Here is a 24,524-nt window from a genome sequence, read left to right as displayed (position 1 = left end):
TTGATGAACCTGTCCCCGCGTCAACACTGGATCGGCGTGCTTGCCCGCGCCTTTCGCAGTGAATTGCTGCCCCATGAAGACGCCCTGCGCGACGTGGATTACCAACTGATCCGCGCCCCGGAAATCGGCATGACCCTGGTGCGCGGCCGCATGGGCGGCAATGGTGCGCCGTTCAACGTCGGCGAAATGAGCGTGACCCGCTGCGTGGTGCGCCTGGCCGACGGCCGCACCGGCTACAGCTACCTGGCCGGGCGCGACAAGGTCCACGCCGAGCTGGCGGCCCTGGCGGATGCGCATTTGCAGGGCGCGCACCCGAGCATCTGGCTCAGCGATTTGATCCGCTCACTGGCCAACGCCCAGGCCGAACGCCGGGCGCAGAAAGAGGCCGACACCGCCGCCACCAAGGTCGAGTTCTTCACCCTGGTTCGAGGAGAAAATTGATGAATGCCCAACTCTTGCAACCGGCGTTCGTAGACCCGGTGCTGGATGCCCAGCGCGGTTTTCGCGGCGCCCTCAAGGCCCTCGCCGAGCCCGGTTTGATCCAGTCCTTGCCCGCGGCGCCAAGCCTTGAAGGCCTGGCGCCGGCCACCTACGCGCTGTGCCTGGCACTGCTGGATACGGACACGCCGCTGTGGCTGGCACCGAGCTTCGACACACCGCTGATTCGCGCCAACCTGGCCTTCCATTGCGGCTGCCCGCTGACCACACGCCGGGAAGAGGCCGCGTTCGCCTTGCTCGGCGAACAGGACTTGCTCGACCTCAGCGGCTTCGACCACGGCAACGACCGCTACCCCGATCAGTCCTGCACCTTGCTGGTCCAGTTGACCGACCTGGAAGCCGGTCGCGGCCTGGACTGGCAAGGCCCGGGGATCAAGACCCAGCGCCAGGTCAACCTGCCGGTGCCTCAAGCGTTCTGGCTGGAACGCCAACGCCGCGAAACCTTTCCCCGTGGCCTGGACGTGTTGTTCGCCGCCGGCCATCACCTGATCGGCCTGCCCCGCAGTACCCGAATTGCACAGGAGCGTGCCTGATGTACGTAGCCGTCAAGGGTGGCGAACAGGCCATCGACAATGCCCACCGCCTGCTGGCGAAAAAACGCCGGGGCGATACCTCCATTCCTGAACTGAGCGTGGAGCAGATCCGCGAGCAACTGCCGCTGGCGGTCGCCCGGGTGATGAGCGAAGGCTCGTTGTACGACACGGAGCTTGCCGCACTGGCGATCAAGCAAGCGGCGGGGGATCTGGTGGAAGCGATCTTCCTGCTGCGGGCCTACCGCACCACGTTGCCGCGCTTCAGCCCGAGCCTGCCGATCGACACCGCGCAGATGTCGTTGAGCCGACGTTTGTCAGCGACGTTCAAGGACGTGCCGGGCGGCCAACTGCTGGGCCCGACCTTCGACTACACCCATCGCCTGCTGGATTTTGCGCTGCTGGCCGAAGGTGAATACCCGGGCCCGCAAACCGCACCAAATGCGACCTTGGAAGCGTGCCCGCGGGTGCTTGGCTTGCTGGCCAAGGAAGGCCTGATCAAGAACGAATCCGACGACACCGGCAGCGTCGCCGACATCACCCGCGACCCGCTGGAATACCCGGCCAACCGTGCCCAGCGCCTGCAAGCCCTGGCCCGTGGCGATGAGGGTTTCCTGCTGGCGCTGGGTTACTCCACCCAGCGCGGCTACGGCCGCAACCACCCATTCGCCGGTGAGATTCGCATTGGCGACGTAGAGGTGTGGATCGACCCGCAAGAGCTGGGTTTCCCGGTTTGCCTGGGCAGCATCGAAGTCACCGAGTGCGAGATGGTCAACCAGTTCGTCGGCTCGGCCACCGAGCTGGCGCAGTTCACCCGCGGCTACGGTCTGGCGTTCGGGCATGCCGAGCGCAAGGCCATGGGCATGGCCCTGGTGGACCGCTCGCTGCGGGCCAATGAGTTCAACGAAGAGATCGTCTCGCCGGCCCAGCAGGAAGAATTCGTGCTGTCCCACTGCGACAACGTCGAGGCGGCGGGCTTTGTGTCCCACCTCAAATTGCCTCACTACGTGGACTTCCAGTCCGAGCTGGAACTGATCCGCAAACTGCGCCAACCGGCCGAGGGCACCCGCCATGAATGACCTGACTCAAACGCCTGCGCGTGACCCGGCGTACAACTTCGCCTACCTGGATGAGCAGACCAAACGCATGATCCGCCGCGCCTTGCTCAAGGCCGTGGCGATCCCCGGTTACCAGGTGCCGTTCGGCGGGCGCGAGATGCCGCTGCCTTACGGCTGGGGCACCGGCGGCATGCAATTGACTGCCGCGATTCTGGGGGCCGACGACGTGCTCAAGGTGATCGACCAGGGCGCCGACGACACCACCAACGCCGTGTCGATCCGCCGCTTTTTCGCGCGCACCGCGGGTGTTGCCACCACCGAAAGCACCCCGGACGCCACGGTGATCCAGACCCGCCACCGCATCCCGGAAACTCCGTTGCAGGCCGACCAGATCATGGTTTACCAGGTGCCTATCCCGGAGCCGCTGCGCTTTATCGAGCCGTCGGAAACCGAGACCCGCACCATGCACGCTCTCAATGATTACGGGGTGATGCACGTAAAGCTCTACGAAGACATCGCCACCTTCGGCCATATCGCCACCAGCTACGCCTACCCGGTGATGGTGGACGAGCGCTACGTGATGGACCCCTCGCCGATCCCGAAATTCGACAACCCGAAACTCGACATGAGCCCGGCGCTGATGCTGTTCGGTGCCGGTCGCGAAAAGCGCCTGTACGCGGTGCCGCCGTACACCCAGGTCAACAGCCTGGACTTTGAAGACCATCCCTTCGAAGTGCAGAAGTGGGAACACAACTGCGCCATCTGCGGCAGCCACGATTCGTTCCTCGACGAGCTGATTCTGGATGACGCCGGCACCCAGAGTTTTGTGTGTTCCGACACCTGGTACTGCGCCCAACGGGTGAAGGAGAGCAACCAATGATCCCGGCCCTGATGAAACAACAACCGCTGAGCGTGCCCGCCGAACCCTTGTTGCAAGTGCGCGACCTGTCGCTGCTGTACGGCCCGGAAAAGGGTTGCCAGGGCGTGAGCTTCGACCTGTACCCCGGCGAAGTGCTGGGGATTGTCGGCGAGTCGGGCTCGGGCAAATCCACCTTGCTCTCGCTGCTCAGCGGGCGCCTGCCGCCCCAGGCCGGCAACATCGGCTATCGCGGCAAGGACGGCGAATGGCTGGACCTGTACAGCGCCAGCGAAGCCGAGCGCCGCACCTTGCTGCGCACCGAATGGGGCTTTGTCGAGCAGAACCCACGGGACGGCTTGCGCATGGGCGTCTCGGCCGGCGCCAACATTGGCGAGCGCCTGATGGCCCAGGGCGTGCGTAATTATCAGCAGCTGCGCGGCGCCGGTCTGGACTGGCTGAGCCAGGTGGAAATCGACCCGCAACGCATCGATGACTTGCCCCGGACTTTCTCCGGCGGCATGCAACAGCGCCTGCAAATCGCCCGCAACCTCGTCTCCAGCCCGCGTCTTGTGTTTATGGACGAACCCACCGGCGGCCTTGACGTGTCGGTGCAAGCACGCCTGCTCGACCTGCTGCGCGGCCTGGTGCGCGAGCTGGACCTGGCGGTGGTGATCGTGACCCACGACCTCGCCGTAGCGCGCTTGCTGGCCGACCGCCTGATGGTGATGCGCCGTTCGCGGGTGGTGGAAACCGGGCTGACGGACCAGATCCTCGACGATCCACAGCACCCTTACTCTCAACTGCTGGTGTCTTCGGTATTGCAGCCATGATGAATGCCTTGATCGAGGTCCGTGACCTCTCGAAAACCTTCACCTTGCACCAGCAACACGGCGTGGTGCTGAACGTGCTGCGCGGGGTGGAGTTCAGCGTGAAAGGCGGCGAGTGCCTGGTGCTGCACGGCCAGTCCGGCGCCGGTAAAAGCACCTTGCTGCGCACCTTGTACGGCAACTACCTGCCGGCGGGCGGCAGCATTCGCGTGCAGCACCTCGGCGAATGGCTGGAGCTGGTGGGTGCCGAGCCCCGTGAGGTGTTGCAAGTGCGCCAGCAGACCCTCGGCTATGTCAGCCAGTTTCTGCGGGTGATCCCGCGTGTGGCCTGCCTGGACGTGGTGATGGAGCCGGCCCTGGCCCGCGGCTGGTCCCGGGACCTGGCGCGCTCCCGTGCCGAACTCCTGCTCAGCCGCCTGAACATTCCACAGCGCCTGTGGCAGCTGGCGCCCGGCACCTTTTCCGGTGGCGAACAACAGCGGGTCAACATCGCCCGCGGGTTCATGGTGGCCTGGCCGGTGATGCTGCTGGACGAACCCACCGCGTCACTCGACGACAGCAACCGCCAGGTGGTGCTGGAACTGATGAACGAAGCCAAGGCAGCCGGTGCCGCCTTGATCGGCATCTTCCACGACCGCGCCGCCCGTGAAGCAGTCGCCGACCGCCATTTCGACATGACCCCCGCGCCTGTTGCCCAAGAGGAATACGCCCATGCCCGCTGAACAGATCCTCAGTAATGCCCAGGTCGTCACCGCTGACCGTGTATTTCTTGGCTCGGTGGTGCTGCGTGACGGGCTGATCGTCGACATCGCCGAAGGCCGCAGCCAGTTGCCCCAGGCCCAGGACCTGGACGGTGATTGCCTGCTGCCGGGCCTCGTGGAATTGCACACCGACAACCTGGAAAAACACATGACCCCGCGCCCCGGCGTGGACTGGCCGTCCACCTCGGCGGTGCTCAGCCATGACGCGCAGATCATCGCGGCCGGCATCACCACGGTGTTCGACGCGGTGTCCATCGGCGATGTGAACCCCAAGGGCAACCGCATGCAGAAACTGCCGGCGATGCTCAACGCCATTGCCGCGGCCGAAAGCGCCGGCCTGACCCGCGCCGAACACCACCTGCACCTGCGCTGCGAGCTGTGCCACCCGGACACGTTGAGCGTGTTTCGCGACCTGGTGGAAAACCCGCTGGTGCGCCTGGTGTCGGTGATGGACCACTCGCCGGGCCAGCGCCAGTTCGTGCTCGAATCCAAGTACCGTGAGTACTACATGGGCAAGTACCACCTGAACGACGAGACCATGGACGCGTTCATCAAGCTGCAAATGGCCAACTCGAAGGAATACAGCGACCGCTACCGCGCCGCGATCGTCGAGCATTGCCTGACGCGCGGGCTGTCGGTGGCCAGCCATGACGATGCAACCCTGGCACATGTCGAGGAGTCGGCGCGCTACGGCATGACCATCGCCGAATTCCCCACCACCCTGGAAGCGGCGCGGGGCTGCCAGGAACTGAACATGAAAGTTCTGATGGGCGCGCCGAACGTGGTGCGTGGCGGGTCCCACTCGGGTAATGTGGCCGCCGCCGGCCTGGCGGCCGAGGGCTTGCTGGATATACTTTCCAGTGACTACTACCCGGCCAGCCTGCTGCAGGCGGCGTTCGTGCTGGCCGATCAGCAGGACGGCGGCGATCTTTCCCGGGCGGTGAAGATGATCAGCCTGGCGCCGGCACATGCTGCGGGCCTGAGTGATCGCGGCGAAATCGCCGTGGGCCTGCGGGCCGATCTGGTGCAAGCGAAAAAAAGCCGCGACGGACTGCCAGTGGTCCAACAAGTCTGGCGACAAGCGAAGAGGGTGTTTTGATGGCGGGCAGGTTGATCTATCTCATCGGACCATCGGGTTCGGGCAAGGACAGCCTGCTGGATGCTGCACGACCGCGTTTGGCCGAGCGTGGCTGCCGCATTGTGCGGCGGGTCATCACCCGCTCGGCGGAAGCGGTGGGCGAGGCCGCGCAGGGTGTGAGCCCGGCGCAGTTTGCCGCGATGGAGGCCGAGGGCGCGTTTGCCCTCAGCTGGCACGCCAACGGGTTGGCCTATGGCATCCCCCGGGAGATCGACGAATGGCTGGCGGCGGGGCACGACGTGCTGGTCAACGGCTCCCGTGGCTATCTGGCGCAAACCCGGCTGCGTTATCCGAACCTGCTGGTGGTGTTGCTGACGGTGGACCAGGCGGTGTTGCGCCAGCGCTTGCTGGCGCGGGGCCGCGAATCCCTGGCGGACATTGATCTGCGGCTGGCGCGCAATGCCCGGTTCGCCGACAGCTTGAGCACGGCAGCAGACGTGTTCCTGCTCGACAATTCCGGCCAACTGGAACATACGGTCGAGCGCTTGCTGGGCTGCCTCGACGGGCAACCGGCATGCGCCTGACACTGCTGGGCACCGGTGACGCGCGGCAAGTCCCGGTGTATGGCTGCGAGTGCGCCGCCTGTGGTCTGGCCCGCAGCGACGAAAGCCTGCGACGCCGCCCATGCAGCGCATTGATCGAATGCGGCGACCAGCGCTGGTTGATCGACAGCGGGTTGCCCGACCTCACCGAACGCTTCCCGCCGCGCAGCTTCAACGGGATTTTCCAGACGCACTATCATGCCGATCACGCCCAGGGCCTGCTGCATTTGCGCTGGGGCCAGGGCCTGGTGATTCCGGTGCATGGTCCGGTGGATCCGGAAGGTTTGTCCGACCTGTACAAGCACCCCGGCGTCCTGGATTTCAGCCAGCCGTTTGCCGAGTTTGAAACCCGCCGGTTTGGCGAGCTGAGTGTCACGGCGTTACCGCTGCTGCATTCCAAACCCACCTTGGGTTACCTGCTGGAAGGCGAGGGGCGGCGCATCGCCTACCTCACCGACACCGTTGGCCTGCCACCCGCCACCCGCGACTGGCTGCAACGCGAGCCGCTGGATGTGCTGGTGCTCGACTGCTCCATGCCGCCGCAGCCGCAGGCACCGCGTAACCACAATGATTTGACGCTGGCGTTGCAGTGCATTGAGGAGGTCGGCGCCGAATTGGGCGTGCTGACTCATGTGGGGCATACGCTGGATGCGTGGTTGTTGCAGCATCGGCGGGAGTTGCCGCGCAACGTCACCGTAGGCTGGGATGGGCGGGTGTTGTAGTGGGCTCGGCTTGGCCTGTTTGAAGATTCCGGCATGAAAGCCGTAGGACGAGCGTTTAGTTAAGAGTAAGAGTGTATTAAGTTCTAATGAAGTACTTTGCAGCGTTTGCGAGGGGGGCTAATTGTTTGGGTGGGATTTGTGAGTGGTGATTAGTGTGAGTGTAACTTTTTGCTTTGTTGAACGGTTCCAATTGTCTGGCGTCTTTTGATTTTCATTAAATTTCCATATATAAAACAATTGGTTGGGCGGGCGCGGTGAGTTGTCTTTGGGGCGAGTTTGTAAAGGTTGATGGCATTGCCAGGTAACTTGATACATGGTTTTTAGTGTGGCTGTTTTGAAATAAAGTGGTAGTTGGAATATTGCCTTTCTCTATGGAGACTTAACCAGGCTTTGACGGCTAAGTCGTCGAGGTTATGACTCGCATTTTGTGAGTTGGTTACTTTTAGTAGTGAGAGGCCTATTTGGTTTATGAATTCTTTAGTTGCTCCATCCTTCACCTGTTACGCAAGAAACTCCGATATTCAATCGCTGGCCGTCCTTCCTGAAAAGCCAGATCATACGGTCTCCGGTGCGGCGGCGAAAAAACCATCCTTCACGACGGATCAAGCGGCCGCGCACATCACCCGAGGGGGTTACAAGTTTCACGATCGAAATGACGATAAAAAAACAATCATCTCTTACAACTTTGCCGGTGGGTTTACCCCGCAACAAAAAGAGCGTGCCCGATTAGCGTTACAGTCATGGGCGGACTTGGCCAATATCACCTTCAAGGAAGGTGCCGCGGATGCGGATGGCTCAATGACCATTAAAGATATTCCTGGTTTTAGTGGTGGGTGGGCGTCACTTCCGAATAAACATATCTACAACGTTTCGGCCAATATTGGTACGGCGGATGCTGGCGGTACTCCACCGCTGGGCAGTTACTTTCCGTTTGTGACTTTGCATGAGCTGGGACATGCCATCGGTCTTGAGCACCCCGGTGGCTACAATGGCGGGGGCAGCTATGACAGTAACGCCGATTACGCGGAAGATACCAGGGCCCGCAGTGCCATGAGTTACTGGTCTGAGCGTAATCAGCCGGGGCATGATTTCAACTCGCGGATGCCTTCCGCTCCGATGATTGATGATATCGCGGCGATTCAGCGTGTTTATGGCGTGAATACTCAAACCCGGAATACCAACACCACCTACGGTTTTAATTCCAACACCGATCGAGATTTTTACAGCCTGAAAGACGGCACCGAGAAACCGATTTTTTCGGTGTGGGATGGCGGTGGCATCGATACGCTGGACTTTTCGGGGTTTGCACAGAATCAGACGATCAACCTCAATGCTGAGGCGTTCTCCGACATCGGCGGGCTCAAGGGAAACGTTTCGGTTGCGAAGGGCGTGGTGGTAGAGAACGCCATTGGTGGTTCGGGTAAAGACACCTTGGTGGGCAACCAGGTTGCCAATCGCCTGAAGGGCGGTGGAGGGGCAGATGAGCTGCTGGGCGGTGGTGGCGGGGACACCTTCATTTACGATCGGGCGAGTGACTCCACCCCCGAGAGCCCTGATCTGATCAAGGACTTTACCAGCGGTTCCGACAGGATTGACGTCTCTGGCGCGCTTAAGTCTGCCGGTATCAAGGCGCTTACCTTCGGTGCCTTGACGGGGCGGCCAGGCGATGCGGTCTTGAGCTTCGACCACAATACCGGAGAGGGAAGCCTGGCCATCGATTTTTCGGGAAATGGCAAGGCGGATCTCTATGTAAAAAGCAAAGGAGAGATCAAGCGTGGGGATGTCCTTGAACAAGGGGGCGAGCCGGATGATCCCAATCCCAATCCTGACCCCAAACCGGATCCGAAGCCCGACCCAAAACCTCGCAACACGGACACCACTTACGGTTTCAACTCCAATAGTGGTGATCCCGCCACTAGCCTCACCTCCTCCAGTGATAAACCCCGTTTCACGGTAAAGGACGCCGAGGGTATCGATACGCTCGACTTCTCGGGGTTCAACCAGAACCAGATCATCGACCTTCATTCCGGATCGGCTTCTGACGTGGGTGGCATGAAAGCTAACGTCTCGATCGACGCTTCCAGCATCATTGAAAATGCCATTGGTGGTGCGGGCAATGATCTGTTGATCGGAAATCACGTGAGTAACCGACTCAAAGGCGGGGGTGGTTCGGACAAGTTGTGGGGCGGCGGTGGCGCTGACACGTTTGTGTATGAACAGATCAGTGATTCAACGCCTGAGGCGCCTGACCTGCTGATGGATTTCATCAGCGGCACCGACAAGATTGATGTGTCGAAACTCATGAGTGCTGCCGGCATCCGTAAACTGGATTTCGTCAGTGTGTTGACGGGCAAGGCGGGTCAAGCCGTTTTGAACTACGACTCGCAGTTCGACACAGCCAGTCTGGCCATTGATCTCAAGGGCGATGGCAAGGTTGATCTGTTGGTGAAAAGTATCGGCGAGATCAAGGCCGGTGATGTCCTGGTTAGTGACGGGGGGGATCCAAAGCCGGATCCGAAGCCAGACCCGAAGCCGGATCCGACGCCAGACCCTAAACCGGATCCGAATCCGAATCCGAATCCGAATCCAGACCCAAAGCCGGATCCGAAGCCGGATCCGAAGCCAGACCCAAAGCCGGATCCAAAGCCAGATCCAAGACGAGAAGAGAAGGACGACACGATCTACGGCTTCAACTCCAACACGGGCAAGCCTCATATGACCCTGACGTCCGCCGCCGACAAGCCGGACTTCACCGTCCATGACAAGAGCGGTAACGATACCTTTGATTTTTCCGGCTTCACCCAGAGTCAGGTCATCAGCTTGAACGGGGGAACCCATTCCAGTGTGGGTGGGTTGAAAGATAATGTGTTTATCACCGAGAAAACCGTCATCGAGAATGCCATTGGTGGCGGTGGCGACGACAGGATGAGTGGCAATGAGGCAGACAACATCCTGATTGGCGGCGCGGGAGCCGATAACCTGACCGGTGGCGGCGGCTGGAACATCTTCAAATACAACGCAGCCTCCGACTCGACCCGCGAGCGTGCGGACCTGTTGATGGATTTCACCACGGGCAAGGACAAAATCGATTTGTCGCAGATGAGCAAGAGCGCGGGTGTCGATTTGAACTTTGTGGACAAGTACACCAGCAAGGCGGGCGATACGATCATCAAGTTCAATACGGTAACCGGGCGTTACTTGTTGGCAGTCGATTTGACCGGTGGAGGCAAAACGGAGTTTCTGATTAAAAGTACACGGATAATAAGCCCGGAGGATGTTATAGGCCTGACACTGAAGCCTGATACGTATCTTTGACGGCCTGGAACGTACACGGCGCTTTCTTGGGGTCCGAGAGGGCAGTTAATACAATCAGTGTCGGATACCGTGTTGATTGTGTGACTGTTATTGTTTAAGTACTTCTTCGGAAATAATATCGGGGTTGGTGAGTTGTACTTTCATATGGCAACTTATTGGTCCCGGTAAATAGGATTTCCGGGGCTTGTGGGCCGTGTATGGAAAGGCCCGTTATTTGGTCTTGTAAAGGATGTCATCACGTGATAACTGCCTCTCCCGTTTTTAATTTTTATGTACAAAACCCGGCAGTGCCGGCAACGCCGGGCAATCGTTATGCCGATAAGAGTGCCAGTACCGTGATTGGCCGGCCGGAACCCGAGCCGGGTGTTTCGGATACGGTCTACGGTTTTAACTCCAATACCGGCAACCGATCCATGAGCCTGCACTCTCTTAGTGGTGCGCCAAGGTTCACCGTACAGGACCGACGCGGAAACGATACCCTGGACTTTTCCGGGTTCAGCCAAAACCAGACGATTGATCTGCGTGATGGCGCGGCTTCCAGCGTGGGCGGCCTGCGTAATAACGTCTCGATAGGTAAAGGTGTGACAGTGGAGAATGCCGTAGGCGGCGCAGGCCACGACGTGTTGATTGGCAATAACGTCGACAATGTGTTGACCGGCGGTGCGGGCGGCGACGTTCTTTGGGGATTGGGGGGGACAAATACATTCCGCTATGAAAAAGCCAGTGATTCTCCCTATTACAACGCGGACCTGATCATGGATTTTGTCAGTGGCAGAGACAAGATTGATCTGACGCAAATGATGAACGAGATCAATACGCCCTTGCGATTGGTTGACCACTACACGGGGCGTATTGGCGATACGGTGGTGAAGTTTAATCCGCAGAGTGGCCGCTACTTTGTGGGGGTAGACCTCACCGGGCGTTGTGAATCGAACTTCCTTATTAAAAGTGCCCGATTGGTAAGGCCTTCGGATTTGGTGGGTCCTGTTGTTGAGCGGCAACGTCCGGTGTAAGACTGTTTGCTGAGGCGCGTACAGTCTAAAGGTTGATTGCACTATGCATCCGCTCTGCAGATGTCCGCGCCTTGGTGTTTTTTGGATTGCTTAAAGTATGGGCATAAGTTTTCCTGGTTTACGGTATTCAGAGATATTGGGGTGTTTAGCTATTAGTTAAAAGGAGCGTGCTGTTTTATGAGAAGTTCTTATCCTGGGGCTATTGAATTGTCGCCCTACAACTTGCCGGTGTCTGACCCTGGGCCGTTCGGGGTGGGTGCCAATAACAAGCCGTCGTATACGACGGACCAGGCAGCCAAACACATCACCCGGGAAAACATGGCGTTCCGGGACCGCAACGGTGACCAGAAAGTTGACCTGGCCTACACCGTAGACAAGCGTTTCACCCCCCAACAGCAACAGCGCGTGCGCCAGGCCGTGCAGTCCTGGCAGGACGTCGCCAACATCAACTTCAAGGAACAGACCGGTGGCGCTGATGGCACCGTCAACATAAGAAGCAATCCAGGAGGCGACGGCGGCGTCGCCACGTTTCCATCGCGCTCCACCACCAGCACCACGGCCACGGTTGGCACGCGCAGTGCCGGTACTGCGCCGGCCCTGGGCAGTCATTTTTCGGTGACCACCGTGCATGAAATCGGCCATGCCATCGGCCTGCAACACCCCGGTAACTACAACGGTGGAGGCTCAACCTATCAAAGCGGCGCGGTGTACGCCGGAGACACAAAGGCCCGCAGTGTGATGAGTTACTGGTCGGAGAAAAACCAGCCCGGCCATGACTTCCAGTCACAGAACCCGTCGGCGCCGATGATGGATGACATTGCGGCTGCGCAGCGGCTTTACGGCGCGAACCACCAAACCCGCAATACCGACACCACCTATGGGTTCAACTCCAATACCGAGCGCGAAGCGATGACCCTCAAGAGCGCCAGGGACAAACCCGTTTTTTGCGTATGGGACGGCGGCGGTGAGGACACGTTGGACTTTTCCGGGTTCTCCCAGGACCAGAAGATCGACCTCAATGCCGAGTCGTTCTCCGATGTGGGCGGCCTGAAGGGTAACGTTTCGATTGCCAAGGGCTGTGTGGTGGAAAACGCGATTGGCGGTGCCGGCCGCGACACCCTGATCGGTAATCAGGCCAACAACCGGCTCCAAGGCGGGGCGGGGGCGGACACGTTGCGCGGTGGTGGCGGGGCGGACACGTTCGTGTACGACAAGGCCAGCGACTCCACACCCCAGAGTCCCGACGTGATCGAGGATTTTGCCAGCGGCACCGACCGGATTGACGTCTCGGGGGCCTTGAAAGAGGCGGGCGTCAGCGCGCTGGTGTTTACCGACCGATTCAGTGGCCGGGCAGGCGAGGCGATGCTCACCCACGATGCGGCGACGGGTCGCTCCAGCCTGGCGATCGACTTGAAGGGCCGCGGCAGCGCCAATCTGCTGGTCAAGAGCAACGGCGCCATCAAGCCCGGGGATGTGATTTGGGACGGTCGAAAACCTGAGGTTCAGCCAATGCCGAGGGTCCAACCTACCCCCTTGGTGCAGCCGACGCCGACCCCATCGCCGCCCGTTGATTCGACGACAGGCACACTGGCCGCGTTAGGCGAGATGATCACGAAGACACTCTCACTGTTGTTGCAGTTATTGGGCACCGCGGCCAGGCCTTGATGGCGGCTACAGGTCATCCATGCCAAATCGCTCAGCCAACGCCTTGCGCCCCTTTGGCGTCAATCCCAGTGCCCGGCTGTCAAGGTCCTGGGTCACCCATTGGCGCCGGATGAGACTCTGCAGCAAAGCAGCTCCCAGTGCGCCGGCCAGGTGAGGACGGCGCATGCTCCAGTCCAGGCACGAGCAGGCGAAACGACGCCGTTGGGTTCGCAGGGTGTCGACATCAACCCCTAATTCGGACATGGCTTTTTCGCCACCCGCCGTTAGCTGATAGGCATCAGCGCCTACCAGCCAGCCGGCCTCGATAAAGTGATCATGCAGGCGCACTGCCAACGTCCCGGCCATATGGTCGTAGCAGGTGCGGGCGAACTGCAATCGGCTGGGTGTGGTTGCAATGAACGCTATCGCGGTGTTTTGGCTGATCACCATCAACGCTTCAAGCACCTGGGCGATATGCGGGCCCGCAAGGCTGTAATAGCGATGCCTTCCCTGAGTATGCAGTTTAACCAGACTGTCTTCCTTGAGCCGTGCCAGGTGGGCGCTGGCGGTGGAGGCGCTGACCTCGGCGATGATTGCCATTTCGGTGCTGGTGCGCGCATGGCCGTCCATCAGTGCGCAAAGCATTTTGGTCCGTGCAGGTTCCGCAATCGCGCCGGCGACCCGGGAGAGGGCGGAGTCATCGTGGTGGGCATTCATATTTCGTTCCTGAACGAATCGTTGCCGTGTGCGGTGGCAGATAGTAGCGGTTCTTTAGGCACAGGATGTACTGAATGACCCCGCTGGAAGCTGCGACACACAACAACGCTTATGAGTATTACGCAGGCTTGAGGCTCAACGGCGAACTGCTGTTTGATGAAGGTCTCGGGCTATGGATCGCCAGCACTGCCAGGACGGTGGAGGCCGTGCTGACGCATCCCGATTGCCGGGTGCGATCACTGCATGAGCCGGTGCCTGCGGCCATTGCGCAAGGTGCGGCGGGGCAGGTGTTTGCGTCATTGATGCGCATGAATGAAGGCACACGCCATCGGTGCCCCAGGGCGGTCATCGAGCCGGCGTTGGCCTCATTGGCTACCGAAGATGTCGTGACTCGCATCGGTCCCCCAGCGGCTGATCTGAACGAATTCATGTTCACGTTACCGGTGTCGGCGGTCGCGCATTGGCTGGGTTTTCCACGCGACCAACTGCGGGCAGTCGCCCGGATGACTCGTGATTTTGTCGCCTGCCTTTCACCGTTGAGCAGCGAGGCTCAGCTGCGCGATGCGCACGCCGGGGCGAGCCGGCTAAGGGAAATGTTCAGCGGGTTGCTGGCGCAATCAGGGTTGCGGAAGCACATCCTTCGCAACTACGAAGCCAGTACCTGGGAAGATCCCGACGCATTGATCGCCAATCTGATCGGGCTGCTGTCACAGACCTGCGAAGCCAGTGCAGGTCTTATCGGCAACACCTTGGTCACACTGCATCGGCGCCCCGATCTGCTGGAACTCGTCCAGCGTACGCCGACCCTCACCATTGCGTTGGTCGAGGAGGTCGCCCGCTACGATTCTCCGGTGCAGAACACCCGACGATTCGTGGCCAGCCGCTGCACCATTGGCGACCGGACTCTGGAGGCTGGAGATACCGTGCTGGTGTTGCTGGCGTCGGCCAATCGGGATCCTGCGGCGAACCCGGAACCCGACCGATTTTTACTCGAGCGCCAGCAACGACGAACCTTCAGTTTCGGCTTGGGAAGGCATCAGTGTCCGGGTCAAAAAATCGCGGTCAGCATTGCCTCGCAGGCGATCCAGGATTTACAGCGTCGTCAGCAACGTGTGCTGAGCAGCCCGTGTGCGTTCAGTTACTGGCCGTCGCTGAATGGGCGTATTCCGCGCTTTCACGGGTAAGGATCAGCGCAACACGCCCTCCACGAACTCGATAAACGCCCGGGCCTTCGCACTGATCATCCGGCCTGTGGGCAACACGGCCCACAAGTCCCGTGGCGGCAGTTCCCAGTCGGTGAGGACTGCCTTGACCTCGCCACTGGCGATCTCCGGCAGGAACATCCATTCGGCAGTCATCGCCACACCCAGGTGAGACAGCACCCCTGCGCGGATGCCTTCGGAGGACGTGACGCGCAGGCGCCCGTGAGCGACCACCGGGTATTGATGGGCACCTTGAGTGAAGGTCCAGCAGGTGCTTTCGCTCAAGCTATAGATCACTGCCTGGTGGTGCAGGAGGTCTGCTGGGGAGCGGGGTTCGCCATGGCGTTCAAAGTAGGCGGGCGTGCCAAAAATCCGGCAGGGGCTTTGGCCAATCTTGCGGGCCGTCAGGCCGGAGTCACTCAGGTTGCCGATGCGCAGTGCGACGTCGATACCTTCTTCCACCAGATTGAGCAGGCGGTCGTCGAGTACGACGTCGACGTTCAGGCCGGGGTGTTGCTCAAGGAACGGCCCCAGGTTGGGAATGATCTGTAAACGGCAAAAAGTCACGCCCGCGCTGATGCGCAGGGTGCCCGACAGCCCATTGCTGGCGCCCCGGGCGGCGTCGTCGGCATCGTTGGCGTCGTCGACAGCGCGCTTGGCCTTCTCAAAAAACGCCAGGCCCGCCTCGGTGGGCGTCAGTCCCCGGGTGGAACGCATCAGCAACCTGACCGCCAGCCGGGCTTCCAGTTGGGCAATGCCTTTGGACACGGCGGGCTGGCCAATGCCCATGCGTTTGGCAGCAGAGGAAAACGAGCCTGTCTCCACGACGTGAACGAAGGTTTCCATGGCGGTGAGGCGGTCCATCGGGATGTCCTTTTGGCGGTGGCGTTTCGGGAATCATGGGGCCTTTGGGATAAGGGGGGAAGTCAGTCGGTTGGCATAGAATTCATTCCCTAAGGGCATGAATTGATGGGTTTCCAACATCCAGTAAAACAGCCACCAGTCAGACTGACGAATTCTGTGCTTGAGTAAAGATAACTCTAGAGTTACTTTTATTCAGGCCGGAGCAAGGAGGCTGTGGTGCAAAGCAGGCTATTGATCAAAGAGCTGCAAGAGGCAGGTTGGGTGCTGGATCGGGTGACGGGCAGCCATCATCTTTTCACCCATCGCTATAACCCGTACACGATACCGGTGCCCCATCCCAAGAAGGATCTGCCCCTGGGCACCGTGCGAAGTATCAGGAAACGTGCCGGGCTGTTTTCGTTTTAGGACGGTTTAAGGAGATTTTCCATGCAATACCCAATCTGTATCGAATGGGGCGATGACTTTGTCGCCACCGGTATTCAGATCCCCGATATTCCGGGCGCTGTGACCGCCGGGGACAGCTTTGAAGAGGCGTACAACGCCGCCGTCGAGGTGGCGCACATCATGCTGCAGGAGATCGCGGCAGAAGGTCGGGTGATTCCGATGCCAACGTCGGTGGCCGCCCATCATGACAATGAGGAATACGCGGGGATGGGCTGGGGGATGTTGGAACTCGACATTTCGCCCTATCTGGGCAAGACCGAGAAGGTCAACGTGACCTTGCCCGGCTATGTGATCCAGCGTATCGACCGCTATGTGCGCGAGCACAAAGTAAAAAGCCGCTCGTCATTTCTGGCGGATGCGGCTTTGGAGAAGTTGGTGCGGTTGTAAGTTTGACTAGGCGGTGGCCACCGCCCCTTGCCGCGATGCACTCAAGAAGCGCAGCAAGGCCACCAGCGGGAACGCGCTGCCCACCAGCATCACCCCCAGCCAGCCGCCGTGTTCGTACACGCTGCTGGCAATCGCCGACCCGAAGGCGCCGCCGATGAAGATGCTGGTCATGTACAGCGCGTTCAGCCGGCTGCGGCTGTTGGCGTCGAGGGCGTAGATGGCGCGTTGGCCGAGGACCATGTTCATCTGCACGCAGAAGTCCAGGACCACGCCGGTTACCGCCAGGCCAATCACGCTGTACAGCGGGTGTACGAAGGCGGGCAGGAAGCTCAACGCGGCAAACAGCATCGCCAGCAGTGAGGCGCGGTGGGTGTGGCCGGCATCCGCCAGGCGCCCGGCGATGGGCGCGGCGATGGCGCCCAGGGCACCCACCAGGGCAAACAGGGCGATCTGGCTTTGGCTCAGGCCATGGTTGCGGGACAGTTCCAGTGGGGCGGCGGTCCAGAACAGGCTGAAGGTAGCGAACATGCAGCCCTGGTAAAACGCCCGCTGGCGCAGCACCGGCTGGCGACGCAGCAAGGTGCCCAGCGAGCCGAGCAACTGGCCGTAGCTGGCGGCGTGATCGGGTTGGCGCTTGGGGATGGTCAGCATCAGCACCACGCTGATAAACGCCATCAGGGCCGCGGCAGCCATGAACATGGCGCGCCAGCCGAAGTGGTCGGCCACCACGCTGGACACAGGCCGGGCCAGCAGGATGCCCAGCAGCAAGCCGCCCATGATGCTGCCGACCACCCGGCCACGGGATTCAGCCGGTGCCAGGTGCGCCGCCAGGGGAATCAGGATTTGCACCGACACCGAGCTGAAGCCGATCAGCAGCGACACCAGCAGGAACAGGTTCGGCTGCTCGGTGAAGGCTGCGCCCAGGAGGCTGGCGATGGCCACCACGGTGGTGATGATCATCAGCCGGCGGTTTTCCAGCAGGTCGCCCAGCGGCACCAGGAAGAACAGGCCCAGGGCATAGCCGATCTGGGTCAGGGACACGATCAGGCTGGCCATGGCCGGCGTGAGGCCGATGTCCGGCGCAATCAGCTCGATGATCGGTTGGGCGTAGTAGATGTTGGCGACGATGGCGCCGCAACAGAACGCAAACAGCATCACCATGCCTCGGGTCATGGTGCTTGTAGCGTGGGGCGTAGCGTTCATGGCGTTCTCATAAAAGCGAAGAAAGAGGCGAGCGAGATTAAAGACTGGCCCGGGGCGGGAGTAGCCCGTTTGGGGTGATAACACTTATGCCGGGCATTAATGACTGAAACGTTAACTTTCGGGCTGAAGGTCGATGATACATTCAGTCACAACTGCATAAACAGGAAATCGACTGCCATGAAGATGACTTTCAACAAGATGCTCCTGGCCTCAAGCCTGGCCGCGCTGATGACCGTGGGGGCTGCCCAGGCCCAGGATGCGCCGCGTGTCGGCGTGCGAGGTGCGATCACCGCGCTGGACGGCGATGCGATGCAGGTCAAGGTCAACAGCGGTGAAGACGTCACCGTGCACCTGACCAAGGACACGCTGGTGCGCGCCGTTACCCTGGCGAAGATTGAAGATATCAAGCCCGGCAGTTACATCGGTTCGGCGGCCATGCCCAACGCGGATGGCACCCTGACGGCGCTGGAAGTGCATGTGTTTCCACCGGCCATGGCGGGTACCGGTGACGGGCACCGTGCGTTCGACCTGAAGGAAGGCAGCAGCATGACCAACGGCACCGTGGGTGACCTGGTGGTGAGCCATGGCCGGACGTTGACCGTGAAGTACAAGGGCGGCGAGCAGAAGATCGTGGTGCCGGATGATGTGCCGATCGTCAACCTGGAGCCGGGTGATCGCAGCTTGCTGAAGCCGGGGGTGAAGGTGGTGATGTTTGCGGCGAAGGGCGCGGATGGGAGTGTGACGGCCCAGGCGATTTCTGCGGGCAAGGATGGCGTGACGCCGCCGATGTAACCGCTGAGCACTGAACCAAATGTGGGAGCGGGCTTGTGTGGGAGCCGGGCTTGCCCGCGATGCAGGCACCTCGGTCTATCAGACAAACCGAGGTGAGGCTATCGCGGGCAAGCCCGGCTCCCACAAAAGCCAGCTCCCACACTGGACTGCATTTTTTCAGTCAGAGCGGATTACTGCCCGCTGTAGATCTGGTCAAAAACCCCACCATCATTGAAGTGGGTCTTTTGCACGGTACGCCAGTCACCAAAGGTCTTCTCGACCGACAGGAAGTCGACTTTCGGGAAACGGTCGGTGTATTTGGCCAGCACTTTCGGGTCACGTGGACGCAGGTAGTTGTTGGCAGCAATTTCCTGGCCTTCCGGCGACCACAGGTATTTCAGGTATTCCTCGGCAGCCACTTTGGTGCCTTTCTTCTCGACCACTTTGTCGACGATCGACACCGGTGGCTCGGCTTCAGCGGAAACGCTTGGGTAGATCACTTCGAACTGATCACGCCCGAATTCACGGGCGATCATTTCGGCTTCGTTTTCAAACGTCACCAGCACGTCGCCGATCTGGTTGGTCATGAACGTGGTGGTCGCCGCACGGCCACCGGTGTCCAGCACGGGCGCGTGTTTGAACAGGTCGCCGACAAACTTCTTGGCCTTTTCCTCGTCGCCGCCGTTCTTCAGCACATAACCCCAGGCCGACAGGTAGGTGTAGCGGCCATTACCGGAGGTCTTCGGGTTGGGCACGATGACTTGTACGCCATCCTTGATCAGGTCCGGCCAGTCTTTCAGGGCTTTCGGGTTGCCTTTACGCACGATGAACACCGTGGCCGAGGTGAACGGCGCGCTGTTGTTCGGCAGGCGGGTGACCCAGTTGTCGGGTACCAGTTTGCCGTTGTCTGCCAGGGCGTTGATGTCGGTGGCCATGTTCATGGTGATCACGTCAGCCGGCAGGCCGTCGATCACCGAGCGCGCTTGTTTGCTCGAACCACCGAAGGACATCTGCAGGGTCAGCTTGTCGTCCGGGTGCTCGGCTGCCCAGTGTTTCTGGAAGGCGGCGTTGTAGTCCTTGTAGAAGTCGCGCATCACGTCATAGGAGACGTTGAGCAGGGTGACCGGGGCGGCCTGGACGACGCCAGCCAGTGCGAGGCCGGCGGCCAGGAGAGAGGCACTAACGAGTTTTTTCACTGCTCATTCCTTGTTGTTCGAGAAGGTTTTGGGACACATAGGGGCAATATGCCAGCGACTATAACGGCGGGCGCATAGTCGCTTAAAGATTAAAAAGAACTTTGCTTATTCCACTTTCTTGAAAAGCGCGCTGCCACACCGTGAGCAAAACGCTGCATTGGGCTCATGGCTGTTTTTCTTGCACACCGGGCAATCCGTCTGCAGCTGTTCGCCGCGCATCGCGTTGGCCAGTTCGGCGGTGAAGATCCCGGTGGGCACCGCGATGATCGAGTAACCGGTGATCATCACCAGCGACGAGATCACCTGGCCCAGCGGGGTCTTCGGCACGATATCGCCAAAGCCCACGGTGGTGAGGGTCACGATCGCCCAATAGATGCCTTTGGGAATGCTGGTAAAGCCGTGTTCCGGGCCTTCGATCACGTACATCAGGGTGCCGAACACCGTGACCAGGGTGCAGACGCTGACCAGGAACACCACGATCTTCTGCTTGCTGCCCCGCAGCGCCGACATCAGGTAGTTGGCCTGCTTGAGGTACGGGCCAAGCTTGAGCACGCGGAAGATCCGCAGCATCCGGATGATGCGGATGATCAACAGGTACTGCGCATCGCTGTAATACAGCGCCAGGATCCCGGGCACGATGGCCAGCAAATCCACCAGCCCATAAAAGCTGAAGGCGTAGCGCAACGGCTTGGGCGAGCAATACAGCCGCAGGCCGTACTCGATGGCGAAGATGATGGTGAAGCCCCACTCGATATACGCCAGCACGTTGGCGTAGTTGTCGTGGACCGCCTGGATGCTGTCGAGGATCACGATCACAAGGCTGGCGAGGATGATCAGCAGCAGGGTGCTGTCGAAGCGTCGGCCGGCCGGGGTGTCGCTTTGAAAAACCATGACGTAGAGACGTTCACGCCAGTGTTTGTTGCTGTCCATTGAAGTCGCCTGAATCGAAGATCAGCGAAGCCTAGGGGGATTCGAAGGGGCTGTCCATGCGGGTTTTCTGCATCACCCGGTGACTGGCGCGCACCAGCCAGGTGGCGAGGATAAACGGTGCGGTCAGCGCGGGCAGGTTCAGGCCGGTGAAGCCAGGCGTGAGAATGATCGCCAGCAGAATGCCGATCAACGGCAGCCAGGGTTGGCGCCGATGCTGGCTGAGGGCCAGGGCGGCCAGCGCCGGGTTATAGCTGTGCAGCCCGAGCAGGGCGCTGGCGGGTTCGTCCATCAACAGGGCGAGCAGCACGCCGAGACTGGCACCGGTCAGCGCCCACAGTGCAGCGCGGCGGCTGGCGATTAAAAGGCCGACGGCGATCAACAGACCGGCCAGGGGCTGATCCAGCAGGATGACTTGGGCAAGGCCATTAAACGGCGCGCAGAGCAGGGCCCAGGTGCCGGGTTCGCTGGCGGCGAATGCGGCGGGCGCCGTGGTGCCCAGCAGCAGCCAGCCGAGCACCACAAACGGTGCGGTATAGGCGGGCAGGTCGTCGGGGTTGGCGGCGCGTTTGAGCCATTGTCGGGTGAGGATGGCACTGAGGCCGCCGCAGGCGAGGATCAACGGCGGCAAGAGTGCCGACCAGGTGAAGTGCTGGCTGATCAGCAAGCCCAGCAGCACACCGTTGTAGCTATAGAGGCCGGCCTGGCGCTCGGCCTTGGGGTAGCCGCGACGCTGGGCCGTCAGCAGGCCGGCGACACCGCCCAGCAGCGCACCGCCGAGCAGGGCCGGGGCGCCGATCAGGATTGCCAGCAGGCAGAGCAGGCCGCACAGCGGGTGGCGCTGGAGGAAAATCTGGCTGAAGCCGTTGAGCAGGGCTTCGGCCCAGTCGGGGCAGGGTTGGTTGGGCATGGTGGGTGAGTCTGAGGGACCGAGTTGCCCCCATCGCAGGCAAGCCAGCTCCCACATTTGAACGGGTTCACAAATCAAAATGTGGGAGCCGGGCTTGCCCGCGATGAGGCCCTTACAGGCGCTAGATCAACGTCTCTATCCGTAGCGAGTTGGTCGACCCCGGCTGCCCGAACGGCACCCCCGCGGTAATCACCAACGTGTCCCCACGCTGCGCCATACCCTGTGCCTGGGCAATCTCCAGCGCCGTGGAACACACCTCATCCACCTGCCGCAATCGGTCATTCACCACCGAATGCACGCCCCACGCCACGCTTAACCGACGCGCCGTGGACAGGTTCGGCGTCAGGTTCAGGATCGGCACCGCCGGCCGTTCCCGCGCCGCCCGCAGGCTGGAGCTGCCCGACTCGCTGTAGTTCACCAGCACCGCCACCGGCAGGATGCTGCTGATACGCCGAATCGCGCAGCTGATGGCGTCCGATACCGTGGCATCGGCCTTGGGCCGGCTGACGTCCAGCTGGGTCTGGTAGTCCGGGCCGTTTTCCACCTGGCGAATGATCTTGCTCATCATCAGCACGGCCTCCAGCGGGTATTCGCCGGAAGCGGTTTCCGCCGAGAGCATCACCGCATCCGCGCCTTCCGCCACTGCGTTGGCCACGTCCGTGACCTCGGCACGGGTCGGTGCCGGTGAGAAGCGCATCGACTCAAGCATCTGCGTGGCCACCACCACCGGCTTACCCAACTGACGGCACACACCAATGATGTCCTTCTGGATTTGCGGCACGCTTTCCGCCGGCACTTCCACCCCCAGGTCCCCTCTGGCGACCATGATCGCGTCGCTCAGCGCGGCGATTTCCTGCAGGTGCTGCACCGCCGATGGCTTCTCGATCTTGGCCATCAGGAACGCCTTGTCGCCGATCAATTCCCGGGCTTCGCGGATGTCTTCCGGGCGTTGCACAAACGACAGCGCCACCCAGTCCACCCCCAGTTCCAGGCCGAAACTCAGGTCGCGGCGGTCCTTGGCGGTCAGCGGGCTGAGTTCGAGCAATGCCTGGGGCACGTTCACGCCTTTGCGGTCCGACAGTTCACCGCCATTGAGTACGGTGGTGTCGATGGCATCCACGTGCTTGGTGATCACCCGCAGGCGCAGCTTGCCGTCGTCCAGCAGCAGGTCCATGCCGGGCTTCAGGGCCGCGATGATTTCCGGGTGCGGCAGGTTGACCCGCCGCTGGTCACCGGGTGTCGGGTCCAGGTCCAGGCGCAGGGCCTGGCCGCGAATCAGTTGCACCTTGCCTTCGGCAAAACGCCCGACCCGCAGCTTCGGGCCTTGCAGGTCCATGAGGATGCCGAGGGGATAATTGAGCTGGCGCTCCACCTGGCGAATCCACTGGTAGCGCTGGGCATGATCGGCGTGATCACCGTGGCTGAAATTCAGGCGGAAGATGTTCACCCCGGCTTCCACCAGTTCGCGGATGTCATCGATGCTGTCGGTGGCCGGGCCCAGCGTGGCGAGGATTTTGACCTTCTTGTCAGGCGTCATGTTCAGGGGACTCTCTTTCAGGACTTTCAAGAATCAGAATGGCGCGAAAATCGTTGACGTTGGTGCGGGTCGGCTCGGTGATGATCAAGCCGTCGAGGGCCGCGAAGTAGCCGTAGCCATTGTTGTTGTCCAGCTCATCGCTGGCGCTCAGGCCCAGGGCTTCGGCGCGGGCGTAACTGGTGGGCGTCATGATCGCGCCGGCGTTGTCTTCGGAGCCGTCGATGCCGTCGGTGTCACCCGCCAGGGCGTAGACGCCGGGCAGGCCCTTGAGGCTGTCGGTGAGGCTCAGCAGGAATTCGGCATTGCGCCCGCCACGGCCATTGCCGCGCACGGTCACGGTGGTTTCACCGCCGGAAAGGATCACGCAAGGCGCTGCCAGCGGCTGGCCGTGCTGGATGATTTGCCGGGCGATACCGGCGTGCACCTTGGCCACGTCCCGCGCTTCGCCTTCCAGGTCGCCGAGGATCAACGGGCTGAAACCGGCCTGGCGGACTTTCACCGCCACCGCTTCCAGGGATTGCTGCGGGCGGGCGATCAGTTGGAAATGGCTGCGGGCGAGCACCGGGTCGCCGGGCTTGACCGTCTCCGACTCCGGGCTTTGCAGCCAGGTGCGCACCGACGCCGGGATTTCAATCTGGTAGCGCTTGAGGATCGCCAGCGCCTGCTGCGAGGTGCTGGGGTCGCCGACGGTGGGGCCGGAAGCGATGACCGTGGCCTGGTCGCCCGGCACATCGGAAATCGCGTAGGTGTAGACCGTGGCCGGCCAGCTTGCCCGGGCGAGGCGGCCGCCCTTGATTGCCGAGAGGTGCTTGCGCACGCAGTTCATCTCGCCAATGGTGGCGCCGGATTTGAGCAGGGCTTTGTTGATCGCTTGCTTGTCCGCCAGGGTGATGCCGGCGGCCGGAAGGGCGAGCAACGCAGAGCCACCGCCGGAGAGCAGGAAGATCACGCGGTCGTCTTCGCCCAGGTTACTGATCAACTCCAGCACACGCTTGGCCACGGCTTGGCCGGCGGCATCCGGAACCGGGTGTGCGGCTTCGACCACTTCGATTTTCTTGCAGGGTGCGCCGTGGCCGTAGCGGGTGACCACCAGGCCGCAGACTTCGCCTTGCCAGCAGTTTTCCACCACCAGGGCCATGGCGGCGGCGGCTTTGCCGGCACCGATCACGATGACACGGCCGCTGCGGTCGGCGGGTAGATAGGGTTCGAGGACTTGCCGGGGGTAGGCGGCGTCGATGGCTGTGGCAAACAGCTCGCGAAGCAGGTGTTGCGGATCGACCGACATAAGCGGGCTCCCGGGGGTTCTTGTTATTAGAGGTACATCAAACTCGATGTAAAACGCGGTCAAAAATGTGGGAGCTGGCTTGCCTGCGATAGCGGTGTGTCAGGCGATGAGTCGGTGTCTGAACGACCGCTATCGCAGGCAAGCCAGCTCCCACACTTGATTGCATTCCAAGGC

24 protein-coding genes are annotated in these 24,524 nt (G+C 61.2%); 16 read left to right on the top strand and 8 right to left on the bottom strand.

The features are described from left to right. The first annotated feature begins 3 nt into the window (after positions 1-3). The 12 genes from phnG (at position 4) to V3W39_RS11355 (ending at position 12,928) form a co-directional block, all read left to right on the top strand. Positions 4-441 carry a phosphonate C-P lyase system protein PhnG gene (gene phnG, locus V3W39_RS11410; protein WP_053255197.1) on the top strand — a complete coding sequence of 146 codons (438 nt, stop codon included), beginning with the start codon at positions 4-6 and terminating at the stop codon, positions 439-441. Beyond that, complete coding sequence (phnH, locus tag V3W39_RS11405; RefSeq protein WP_330212656.1) at positions 441-1,031, top strand: phosphonate C-P lyase system protein PhnH; 591 nt, start codon at positions 441-443, stop codon at positions 1,029-1,031. Before phnG ends, phnH begins: the two co-directional genes overlap by 1 nt. Continuing rightward, entirely contained in the window at positions 1,031-2,107 is a 1,077-nt protein-coding gene (locus V3W39_RS11400) for a carbon-phosphorus lyase complex subunit PhnI (protein ID WP_330212655.1), read from the top strand. The genes phnH and V3W39_RS11400 overlap by 1 nt, the downstream gene beginning before the upstream one ends. Then, positions 2,100-2,966, top strand: a complete 867-nt coding sequence (locus V3W39_RS11395) for an alpha-D-ribose 1-methylphosphonate 5-phosphate C-P-lyase PhnJ (RefSeq protein WP_053255200.1) — start codon at positions 2,100-2,102, stop codon at positions 2,964-2,966. The genes V3W39_RS11400 and V3W39_RS11395 overlap by 8 nt, the downstream gene beginning before the upstream one ends. Further along, a complete protein-coding gene (gene phnK, locus V3W39_RS11390) occupies positions 2,963-3,775 on the top strand; it encodes a phosphonate C-P lyase system protein PhnK (RefSeq protein ID WP_330212654.1) in 813 nt (270 codons plus the stop codon). Before V3W39_RS11395 ends, phnK begins: the two co-directional genes overlap by 4 nt. After that, complete coding sequence (gene phnL, locus V3W39_RS11385; RefSeq protein ID WP_053255202.1) at positions 3,775-4,494, top strand: phosphonate C-P lyase system protein PhnL; 720 nt, start codon at positions 3,775-3,777, stop codon at positions 4,492-4,494. Before phnK ends, phnL begins: the two co-directional genes overlap by 1 nt. Continuing rightward, entirely contained in the window at positions 4,484-5,632 is a 1,149-nt protein-coding gene (locus tag V3W39_RS11380; RefSeq protein ID WP_177043064.1) for an alpha-D-ribose 1-methylphosphonate 5-triphosphate diphosphatase, read from the top strand. The genes phnL and V3W39_RS11380 overlap by 11 nt, the downstream gene beginning before the upstream one ends. Then, a complete protein-coding gene (gene phnN, locus V3W39_RS11375) occupies positions 5,632-6,195 on the top strand; it encodes a phosphonate metabolism protein/1,5-bisphosphokinase (PRPP-forming) PhnN (protein ID WP_330212653.1) in 564 nt (187 codons plus the stop codon). The genes V3W39_RS11380 and phnN overlap by 1 nt, the downstream gene beginning before the upstream one ends. Continuing rightward, a complete protein-coding gene (phnP, locus tag V3W39_RS11370; protein ID WP_177077232.1) occupies positions 6,186-6,935 on the top strand; it encodes a phosphonate metabolism protein PhnP in 750 nt (249 codons plus the stop codon). Before phnN ends, phnP begins: the two co-directional genes overlap by 10 nt. A 468-nt stretch (positions 6,936-7,403) precedes the next feature. Then, a complete protein-coding gene (locus tag V3W39_RS11365) occupies positions 7,404-10,250 on the top strand; it encodes a M10 family metallopeptidase C-terminal domain-containing protein (RefSeq protein ID WP_330212652.1) in 2,847 nt (948 codons plus the stop codon). A gap of 239 nt (positions 10,251-10,489) precedes the next feature. Next, positions 10,490-11,263, top strand: coding sequence for a M10 family metallopeptidase C-terminal domain-containing protein (locus tag V3W39_RS11360; RefSeq protein WP_259195927.1), 774 nt, complete (start codon positions 10,490-10,492; stop codon positions 11,261-11,263). A gap of 177 nt (positions 11,264-11,440) precedes the next feature. Next, positions 11,441-12,928: a M57 family metalloprotease gene (locus tag V3W39_RS11355; RefSeq protein ID WP_330212651.1), complete on the top strand. Its 1,488-nt coding sequence runs from the start codon at positions 11,441-11,443 to the stop codon at positions 12,926-12,928. Positions 12,929-12,934: 6 nt separating this feature from the next. Here the strand turns inward: V3W39_RS11355 and V3W39_RS11350 are convergent, their stop codons facing one another. Further along, positions 12,935-13,624: an ArsR/SmtB family transcription factor gene (locus V3W39_RS11350; RefSeq protein ID WP_259195925.1), complete on the bottom strand. Its 690-nt coding sequence runs from the start codon at positions 13,622-13,624 to the stop codon at positions 12,935-12,937. Positions 13,625-13,698: 74 nt separating this feature from the next. Between V3W39_RS11350 and V3W39_RS11345 the strand changes: the two genes are divergently transcribed. After that, complete coding sequence (locus V3W39_RS11345; RefSeq protein WP_330212650.1) at positions 13,699-14,808, top strand: cytochrome P450; 1,110 nt, start codon at positions 13,699-13,701, stop codon at positions 14,806-14,808. 3 nt (positions 14,809-14,811) lie between these two features. Here V3W39_RS11345 and V3W39_RS11340 read toward each other — a convergent pair whose 3' ends face one another. After that, a complete protein-coding gene (locus V3W39_RS11340; RefSeq protein ID WP_330212649.1) occupies positions 14,812-15,690 on the bottom strand; it encodes a LysR family transcriptional regulator in 879 nt (292 codons plus the stop codon). 216 nt (positions 15,691-15,906) lie between these two features. Here V3W39_RS11340 and V3W39_RS11335 point away from each other — a divergent pair, with 216 nt between their 5' ends. Further along, on the top strand, positions 15,907-16,095 hold the full coding sequence (locus V3W39_RS11335; protein WP_177087582.1) for a type II toxin-antitoxin system HicA family toxin: 189 nt from the start codon (positions 15,907-15,909) through the stop codon (positions 16,093-16,095). Between the two features lie 21 nt (positions 16,096-16,116). Then, complete coding sequence (locus V3W39_RS11330) at positions 16,117-16,521, top strand: type II toxin-antitoxin system HicB family antitoxin (RefSeq protein ID WP_010166194.1); 405 nt, start codon at positions 16,117-16,119, stop codon at positions 16,519-16,521. A 6-nt stretch (positions 16,522-16,527) separates the two neighbouring features. Here V3W39_RS11330 and V3W39_RS11325 read toward each other — a convergent pair whose 3' ends face one another. Further along, the gene (locus tag V3W39_RS11325; RefSeq protein ID WP_169385930.1) at positions 16,528-17,724 is read right to left on the bottom strand and encodes an MFS transporter; all 1,197 of its coding nucleotides are present in this window, start codon (positions 17,722-17,724) and stop codon (positions 16,528-16,530) included. A 177-nt stretch (positions 17,725-17,901) separates the two neighbouring features. On the opposite strand from V3W39_RS11325, the gene V3W39_RS11320 reads away from it, so the two are divergent. After that, complete coding sequence (locus tag V3W39_RS11320) at positions 17,902-18,516, top strand: DUF5666 domain-containing protein (RefSeq protein ID WP_330212648.1); 615 nt, start codon at positions 17,902-17,904, stop codon at positions 18,514-18,516. A 170-nt stretch (positions 18,517-18,686) separates the two neighbouring features. Here V3W39_RS11320 and V3W39_RS11315 read toward each other — a convergent pair whose 3' ends face one another. From V3W39_RS11315 to V3W39_RS11295, 5 genes are all read right to left on the bottom strand, one after another. After that, positions 18,687-19,691, bottom strand: a complete 1,005-nt coding sequence (locus V3W39_RS11315) for a sulfate ABC transporter substrate-binding protein (protein WP_330212647.1) — start codon at positions 19,689-19,691, stop codon at positions 18,687-18,689. Between the two features lie 105 nt (positions 19,692-19,796). Continuing rightward, entirely contained in the window at positions 19,797-20,621 is an 825-nt protein-coding gene (locus tag V3W39_RS11310; RefSeq protein ID WP_177043074.1) for an ion transporter, read from the bottom strand. 31 nt (positions 20,622-20,652) lie between these two features. Further along, positions 20,653-21,528, bottom strand: coding sequence for an urea transporter (locus V3W39_RS11305; RefSeq protein WP_330212646.1), 876 nt, complete (start codon positions 21,526-21,528; stop codon positions 20,653-20,655). Positions 21,529-21,649: 121 nt separating this feature from the next. Beyond that, positions 21,650-23,065: a pyruvate kinase gene (gene pyk, locus V3W39_RS11300; RefSeq protein WP_177043076.1), complete on the bottom strand. Its 1,416-nt coding sequence runs from the start codon at positions 23,063-23,065 to the stop codon at positions 21,650-21,652. Next, positions 23,055-24,350, bottom strand: a complete 1,296-nt coding sequence (locus tag V3W39_RS11295; RefSeq protein ID WP_330212645.1) for a glycerate kinase type-2 family protein — start codon at positions 24,348-24,350, stop codon at positions 23,055-23,057. Before V3W39_RS11295 ends, pyk begins: the two co-directional genes overlap by 11 nt. Between the last annotated feature and the right edge of the window lie 174 nt (positions 24,351-24,524).

Source organism: Pseudomonas sp. Z18(2022) (assembly GCF_036346535.1).
Classification (GTDB): domain Bacteria; phylum Pseudomonadota; class Gammaproteobacteria; order Pseudomonadales; family Pseudomonadaceae; genus Aquipseudomonas; species Aquipseudomonas yamanorum_A.
The sequence above is the reverse complement of the archived record's forward strand: the minus strand, read 5'-3'. Positions and strand labels throughout refer to the sequence as shown.

What these genes read in the sequence shown, in the direction of transcription:
- phnK (WP_330212654.1), top strand. Translation starts at nt 2,963, where the DNA reads ATGATCCCGGCCCTGATGAAACAACAACCGCTGAGCGTGCCCGCCGAA.
- V3W39_RS11350 (WP_259195925.1), bottom strand. Translation starts at nt 13,624, where the DNA reads ATGAATGCCCACCACGATGACTCCGCCCTCTCCCGGGTCGCCGGCGCG.
- phnP (WP_177077232.1), top strand. Translation starts at nt 6,186, where the DNA reads ATGCGCCTGACACTGCTGGGCACCGGTGACGCGCGGCAAGTCCCGGTG.
- V3W39_RS11310 (WP_177043074.1), bottom strand. Translation starts at nt 20,621, where the DNA reads ATGGACAGCAACAAACACTGGCGTGAACGTCTCTACGTCATGGTTTTT.
- V3W39_RS11355 (WP_330212651.1), top strand. Translation starts at nt 11,441, where the DNA reads ATGAGAAGTTCTTATCCTGGGGCTATTGAATTGTCGCCCTACAACTTG.
- V3W39_RS11305 (WP_330212646.1), bottom strand. Translation starts at nt 21,528, where the DNA reads ATGCCCAACCAACCCTGCCCCGACTGGGCCGAAGCCCTGCTCAACGGC.
- pyk (WP_177043076.1), bottom strand. Translation starts at nt 23,065, where the DNA reads ATGACGCCTGACAAGAAGGTCAAAATCCTCGCCACGCTGGGCCCGGCC.
- V3W39_RS11320 (WP_330212648.1), top strand. Translation starts at nt 17,902, where the DNA reads ATGAAGATGACTTTCAACAAGATGCTCCTGGCCTCAAGCCTGGCCGCG.
- V3W39_RS11345 (WP_330212650.1), top strand. Translation starts at nt 13,699, where the DNA reads ATGACCCCGCTGGAAGCTGCGACACACAACAACGCTTATGAGTATTAC.
- phnN (WP_330212653.1), top strand. Translation starts at nt 5,632, where the DNA reads ATGGCGGGCAGGTTGATCTATCTCATCGGACCATCGGGTTCGGGCAAG.
- V3W39_RS11340 (WP_330212649.1), bottom strand. Translation starts at nt 15,690, where the DNA reads ATGGACCGCCTCACCGCCATGGAAACCTTCGTTCACGTCGTGGAGACA.
- V3W39_RS11295 (WP_330212645.1), bottom strand. Translation starts at nt 24,350, where the DNA reads ATGTCGGTCGATCCGCAACACCTGCTTCGCGAGCTGTTTGCCACAGCC.
- phnG (WP_053255197.1), top strand. Translation starts at nt 4, where the DNA reads ATGAACCTGTCCCCGCGTCAACACTGGATCGGCGTGCTTGCCCGCGCC.
- V3W39_RS11325 (WP_169385930.1), bottom strand. Translation starts at nt 17,724, where the DNA reads ATGAACGCTACGCCCCACGCTACAAGCACCATGACCCGAGGCATGGTG.
- V3W39_RS11380 (WP_177043064.1), top strand. Translation starts at nt 4,484, where the DNA reads ATGCCCGCTGAACAGATCCTCAGTAATGCCCAGGTCGTCACCGCTGAC.
- phnH (WP_330212656.1), top strand. Translation starts at nt 441, where the DNA reads ATGAATGCCCAACTCTTGCAACCGGCGTTCGTAGACCCGGTGCTGGAT.
- V3W39_RS11400 (WP_330212655.1), top strand. Translation starts at nt 1,031, where the DNA reads ATGTACGTAGCCGTCAAGGGTGGCGAACAGGCCATCGACAATGCCCAC.
- V3W39_RS11330 (WP_010166194.1), top strand. Translation starts at nt 16,117, where the DNA reads ATGCAATACCCAATCTGTATCGAATGGGGCGATGACTTTGTCGCCACC.
- V3W39_RS11365 (WP_330212652.1), top strand. Translation starts at nt 7,404, where the DNA reads ATGAATTCTTTAGTTGCTCCATCCTTCACCTGTTACGCAAGAAACTCC.
- V3W39_RS11395 (WP_053255200.1), top strand. Translation starts at nt 2,100, where the DNA reads ATGAATGACCTGACTCAAACGCCTGCGCGTGACCCGGCGTACAACTTC.
- phnL (WP_053255202.1), top strand. Translation starts at nt 3,775, where the DNA reads ATGAATGCCTTGATCGAGGTCCGTGACCTCTCGAAAACCTTCACCTTG.